This window comes from Sphingomonas sp., assembly GCF_051962185.1.
Lineage (GTDB): Bacteria > Pseudomonadota > Alphaproteobacteria > Sphingomonadales > Sphingomonadaceae > Sphingomonas.
In genome coordinates this window covers 1-4,944 of record NZ_JBQCCN010000287.1, presented here as the reverse complement: position 1 = coordinate 4,944, position 4,944 = coordinate 1, and the positions used below count along the sequence as shown (strand labels likewise).

Genomic DNA, 4,944 nt, shown 5'->3' with positions numbered 1-4,944 from the left:
TTGGTGAAGATGCGATCCTTGTCAGCGAGCACGGAGGCCTCCATCGGAGGCCGGAGCCCCCGCGCACGCGGGGGTCTCGTGCGGCAAGCGCACGCCCAGCGACGAAGAGATGCCAGCTTTCGCTGGCATGACGATACGGGTCACGGCCTTTTCCCCATCGCATTCTGGACGAAATAGAAGATCACCAGCACCGCGCCGACGACGATCGCGAGCCCGATCAGCGCGAACGCGACGCGCAGCACCAGGCCCAGGATCACCAGCGCGCCGATGATGGCGAAGACGGCAATGATCGGATTGGCGGTACCGCGCATCACCATTGCCCTCGGTAATCGTGATTCTCGGTGACCATTTCCTTGAGCGTGGTCGGGCCACCCTCGGGACAGCTCGCGCGGCGACCGATCTGCGAGCCGACCTGCGGCTGCTCGCCCTTGGCCAAGGCCTCGAGCACCGCGATCGTGCGGTCGTAATCCAGGTCCTCGTAATTGTCGTCGTTGATCTGGACCATCGGCGCATTGGCGCAGACGCCCAGGCACTCGACTTCGCTCAGCGTGAACAGGCCGTCGGTGGTGGTGTGCCCCTTGGACAGGCCCTTCGCCTTGCACGCCTTGAGCACGTCGTCCGATCCGGCGAGCATGCACGGCGTCGTGCCGCAGACCTGGACGTGATAGCGGCCGACCGGCGCCATGTTGAACATCGTGTAGAAGGTCGCGACCTCGTACACGCGCATGTACGGCACGCCGATCTGCTTGGCGACGAACTCGATCACCGGGACCGGCAGCCAGCCCTGGGTCTGCGTCTCGGTACCGACCTGCCGCTGGGCGAGGTCGAGCAGCGGCAACGACGCCGACTGAGCGCGGCCCGGCGGATAGCGGCCGATAATTTCCTTCGCCTTGGCGGCGTTCTCCGCGGTCCAGGCGAAATCGCCCCAGCGCGCGCGGGTCTCTGCCTCGTCGGGGATTTGGGGTGCTTCAGCCATTCTTACCAAGCCTCGCCATCTCGGGCGGAATAACGTTTATGATTTTCACGATTTTGCCGTTTCCGACGAAATAGCGCTCGGTCAAATGCTTCGTCGCGCCGCCGAACATCGAAACTCTTGTAAAATCACAAGACACCTCGATGTCGTCGACTGGACTGCATGACACAGAGGAAATCTGACCCACCTGAATGGCCGCAACGGCCAAATAAATGCCGTATGCCCCGGCTAGTGACGCGTTCCCCTCCGGATGATTTTGATTTTGCCAAACAATCTTCTCGGCCATGAGTTTTTGAGCCTGAGGATAATCGCCCTTTTTGACCAACTTAACGAAGCTGTTGACCACCTTAAGGCTGGCCGGTTCGGCGTGAGCAGGAACCGCCAGCATCGAAATGGCGGCTGCAAAGATCCCCGACGCGCCTCTCACCGGTCGCACTCCCCGAACACGATGTCGAGCGCGCCCAGGATCGCGGTGGTGTCGGCCAGCATGTGGCCCTTCGACATGAAGTCCATCGCCTGCAGATGGCTGAACGCGGTCGGCCGGATCTTGCAGCGATACGGCTTGTTCGACCCGTCGGCGACCAGATACACGCCGAATTCGCCCTTGGGGCTCTCGGTCGCGACATAGACGTCGCCCGCGGGGACGTGATAGCCTTCGGTGTAGAGCTTGAAGTGATGGATCAGCGCTTCCATCGACTGCTTCATCTCGGCTCGCTTCGGCGGCACAACCTTGCGGTCGCTGCTGGCGATCGGGCCGTTCGGCATTTCGTTCAGGCACTGCTTCATGATCCGCGCGGACTGGCGGACCTCTTCGACGCGTACCATGAAACGGTCGTAGCAATCGCCGCGTGTACCGACCGGAACGTCGAACTCCATCCTGGCATAAGCGTCATAGGGCTGCGACTTGCGCAGATCCCAGGGAATGCCAGAGCCGCGGATCATCGGCCCCGAGAAGCCCCAGCGCACCGCGTCCTCGCGGCTGACGACCGCGATGTCGACGTTGCGCTGCTTGAAGATGCGATTGTCGGCGACCAGGCTGATCGCGTCCTCGAACAGGCGCGGCAGGCGCGTGTCGAGCCAATCGGCGATGTCGGTCAGCAGCTTGAGCGGCACATCCTGGTGGACGCCGCCGACGCGGAAGTAATTGTGATGCATGCGCGCGCCCGAGGCACGCTCGAAGAAGTTGAGGCAATCCTCGCGGATTTCGAACAGCCACAGGTTCGGGGTCATCGCGCCGACGTCCATCACATGGCTGCCGAGGTTCAGCATGTGATTGGAAATACGGGTCAATTCGGCGAAGAACACGCGCAGATACTGGGCGCGGATCGGCACTTCCAGGTCGAGCAGCTTTTCCGCCGCGAGCACGAAGCTATGCTCCATGCACATCGGCGAACAGTAATCGAGCCGGTCGAAATAGGGCAACGCCTGGGCGTAGGTCTTGTACTCGATCAGCTTCTCGGTGCCGCGATGGAGCAGGCCGACATGCGGATCGAGCCGCTCGATGATTTCGCCGTCGAGTTCCATGACCAGGCGCAGCACGCCGTGCGCGGCTGGGTGCTGCGGCCCGAAATTGATCGTGTAGTTCTGGATCGTGACGTCGCCGGCGGTCGGATCCTCGGCGTCGGTCACTCCCAGCATCTTGTCGAGCTGATCAACCACAACAAATCTCCGTCATCCCCGCGAAAGCGGGGACCCAGCTCGCGCGCGCAAGGCTTGGCGCAGCGGCTGGGAGATGGGTTCCCGCTTTCGCGGGAATGACGATGAAAGAAACGCCGGTCATTGCTTCGGCTCCGGTGTCTTCTTGGCGCGGCTCGGCTTGGCCGGCGCGTCGGCGGTCGGTGCATGCGGCTTCACGCGCGGCTTGGCGGCGACCTTGCGGGTCGACGGCGCCTTGGCGGCCTCGGGCGCGGCGGCGACGTCGGCGGTCTTGCGGCTGCGCGCCGGCTTGGGTTTGTCCTCGGACGGGGGCGCGGGCTCGGGGTCGCCGCCCTTCGCTCTCGTCGTCTTGGCACCGGCCTTGGCGGGCTTGGGCTTGGCATCGGGTTCGGCCTTCCCCGCCCCGGTCTGTGCCGGGCTATCGGTGGTCTTGGCCTGAACCGGCGCCGTCTTGGCGGTCTGCGCCGCATCGGCCTTGGCGATCTGGTCGGCGGTCACTGGCGACGGCGCGCCCTTTTCCTGCGGCAGTGCCGCGGGAGCCGGAGCTGCGGGAGCCGGCGGTGGCGGAGGCGGCGCGGCCGGGGCCTTCTCGTCACCCGGCAGGATATAGTCGGCGCCTTCCCAGGGACTCATGAAATCGAACGTGCGGAAGTCCTGGGCCAGCTTGACCGGCTCATAGACGACGCGCTTGGTCTCTTCCGAATAGCGCAGCTCGACATAGCCGGTCAGCGGGAAGTCCTTGCGCTGCGGATGCCCGACGAACCCATAGTCGGTCAGGATGCGGCGCAAGTCGGGATTGCCCTCGAACAGCACGCCGTACATGTCGTACACTTCGCGCTCGAGCCAGCCGGCAACCGGCCAGATCCCCGTCACCGACGGCACCGGCTTCACCTCGTCGGTCTGGACATGGACGCGGATGCGGTGGTTGCGAGTCAGCGAGAGCAGGCAATAGACCACTTCGAAGCGGTCGGGCCGCTCCGGATAATCGACCCCGGCGATCTCCATCAGCTGCTGATATTCGAGGCCCGGCGTGTCGCGCAGCAGCGTCATCGTCTCGACCAGGCTCTCGCGGTCGACGGTGAACGACACCTCGTTGACGGCTTCCAGGCTCGACAGCACGCGCTGGCCGAGCGCCTTCTCGGCCGCCTCGATCACGCCGTCATTGGGCGCGTGAAGAGGAGCAGCCGACCTCACCGTTCGATCGTCCCGGCACGGCGGATCTTCCGCTGCAACTGCATGATACCGTAGAGCAAGGCTTCGGCGGTCGGCGGGCAGCCCGGCACGTAGATATCGACCGGCACGATCCGGTCGCAGCCGCGCACGACGCTGTAGCTGTAATGGTAATAGCCGCCGCCATTGGCGCAGCTGCCCATCGAGATGACGTATTTGGGCTCCGACATCTGGTCGTAGACCTTGCGCAGCGCCGGAGCCATCTTGTTGCAGAGCGTGCCGGCGACGATCATCACGTCCGACTGGCGCGGCGAGGCGCGCGGCGCGGCGCCGAACCGCTCGAGATCGTAGCGCGGCATGTTGACGTGGATCATCTCGACCGCGCAGCAGGCGAGACCGAAGGTCATCCACCAGAGCGAGCCGGTACGCGCCCATTGGAACAGCTCCTCGGCGCCGACGACGAGGAAACCCTTGTCCTGCAGCTCACCGTTGAGGCCGTCGAAGAAACCCTGGTCGGGCGGCACGATCGCCTGCCCGCTCGCGGGCCGCGGCAGTTCGACCGGGCCCGAATGTCCGATGATAGAAGGGGTCATTCCCAATCCAACGCTCCCTTCTTCCAGGCATAGACGAGGCCAAGCGCGAGTTCGGCGATGAAGATCATCATGCTGATCCACGCGACCCAGCCGAGCGAGAACACGCTGACTGCCCAGGGGTAGATGAATGCGGCTTCGAGATCGAAGACGATGAACAGGATCGCGACCAGGTAGAAGCGCACGTCGAACTGGCTGCGCGGATCCTCGAACGCGGGAAAGCCGCATTCATATTCGCTGAGCTTTTCCGGATTCGGCTTGTGCGCGCCGGTGAAACGGGCCGCGATCATCGGCAGGAACACGAACGCGCTGGACAGCGCGATCGCGACGCCGAGGAACAGCAGGATCGGCAGATATTGTGACAGGTCGACCACTTTGTCTCTCGCAGGTGCGAAACGTTGCGGCGTCTCTAGGCCGGCACCCGGAGTCGGGCAAGGCCCGAGCCTGTGAGAATGATTCGCAATTAGCGGAGATGGTTAGATTCGGTTTCTGCAGAGCTGAAACGGTTGCGGCACCGGCCCGCTCCCCCACCCGGCCTCCGAATCAGGATATTCT

The 4,944-nt window shown here is 64.0% G+C and carries 6 protein-coding genes and 1 pseudogene; all 7 read right to left on the bottom strand.

Going from position 1 to position 4,944, the window contains the following annotated elements; all coding sequences use genetic code 11:
- Positions 1 to 140: 140 nt before the first annotated feature.
- Positions 141 to 311 carry a hypothetical protein gene (locus tag ACTHJR_RS17915; RefSeq protein ID WP_440524715.1) on the bottom strand — a complete coding sequence of 57 codons (171 nt, stop codon included), beginning with the start codon at positions 309 to 311 and terminating at the stop codon, positions 141 to 143.
- Positions 311 to 976 (bottom strand): complex I 24 kDa subunit family protein, encoded by a 666-nt coding sequence (locus ACTHJR_RS17910; protein WP_440524713.1) that lies wholly within the window; start codon positions 974 to 976, stop codon positions 311 to 313. The genes ACTHJR_RS17915 and ACTHJR_RS17910 overlap by 1 nt, the downstream gene beginning before the upstream one ends.
- Positions 969 to 1,361, bottom strand: coding sequence for a hypothetical protein (locus tag ACTHJR_RS17905; RefSeq protein WP_440524712.1), 393 nt, complete (start codon positions 1,359 to 1,361; stop codon positions 969 to 971). Before ACTHJR_RS17905 ends, ACTHJR_RS17910 begins: the two co-directional genes overlap by 8 nt.
- Before the next feature lie 35 nt (positions 1,362 to 1,396).
- Complete coding sequence (locus ACTHJR_RS17900; RefSeq protein ID WP_440524711.1) at positions 1,397 to 2,632, bottom strand: NADH-quinone oxidoreductase subunit D; 1,236 nt, start codon at positions 2,630 to 2,632, stop codon at positions 1,397 to 1,399.
- A 327-nt stretch (positions 2,633 to 2,959) separates the two neighbouring features.
- Positions 2,960 to 3,823 (bottom strand): annotated as a pseudogene (locus tag ACTHJR_RS17895) (NADH-quinone oxidoreductase subunit C); the annotation flags it as partial.
- Entirely contained in the window at positions 3,820 to 4,392 is a 573-nt protein-coding gene (locus ACTHJR_RS17890) for a NuoB/complex I 20 kDa subunit family protein (RefSeq protein WP_440524709.1), read from the bottom strand. The pseudogene ACTHJR_RS17895 and the gene ACTHJR_RS17890, both read right to left, overlap by 4 nt.
- Entirely contained in the window at positions 4,389 to 4,763 is a 375-nt protein-coding gene (locus ACTHJR_RS17885) for an NADH-quinone oxidoreductase subunit A (RefSeq protein WP_440524707.1), read from the bottom strand. The genes ACTHJR_RS17890 and ACTHJR_RS17885 overlap by 4 nt, the downstream gene beginning before the upstream one ends.
- Positions 4,764 to 4,944 lie beyond the last annotated feature (181 nt).

What these genes read in the sequence shown, in the direction of transcription:
- ACTHJR_RS17915 (WP_440524715.1), bottom strand. Translation starts at nt 311, where the DNA reads ATGCGCGGTACCGCCAATCCGATCATTGCCGTCTTCGCCATCATCGGC.
- ACTHJR_RS17910 (WP_440524713.1), bottom strand. Translation starts at nt 976, where the DNA reads ATGGCTGAAGCACCCCAAATCCCCGACGAGGCAGAGACCCGCGCGCGC.
- ACTHJR_RS17905 (WP_440524712.1), bottom strand. Translation starts at nt 1,361, where the DNA reads ATGCTGGCGGTTCCTGCTCACGCCGAACCGGCCAGCCTTAAGGTGGTC.
- ACTHJR_RS17890 (WP_440524709.1), bottom strand. Translation starts at nt 4,392, where the DNA reads ATGACCCCTTCTATCATCGGACATTCGGGCCCGGTCGAACTGCCGCGG.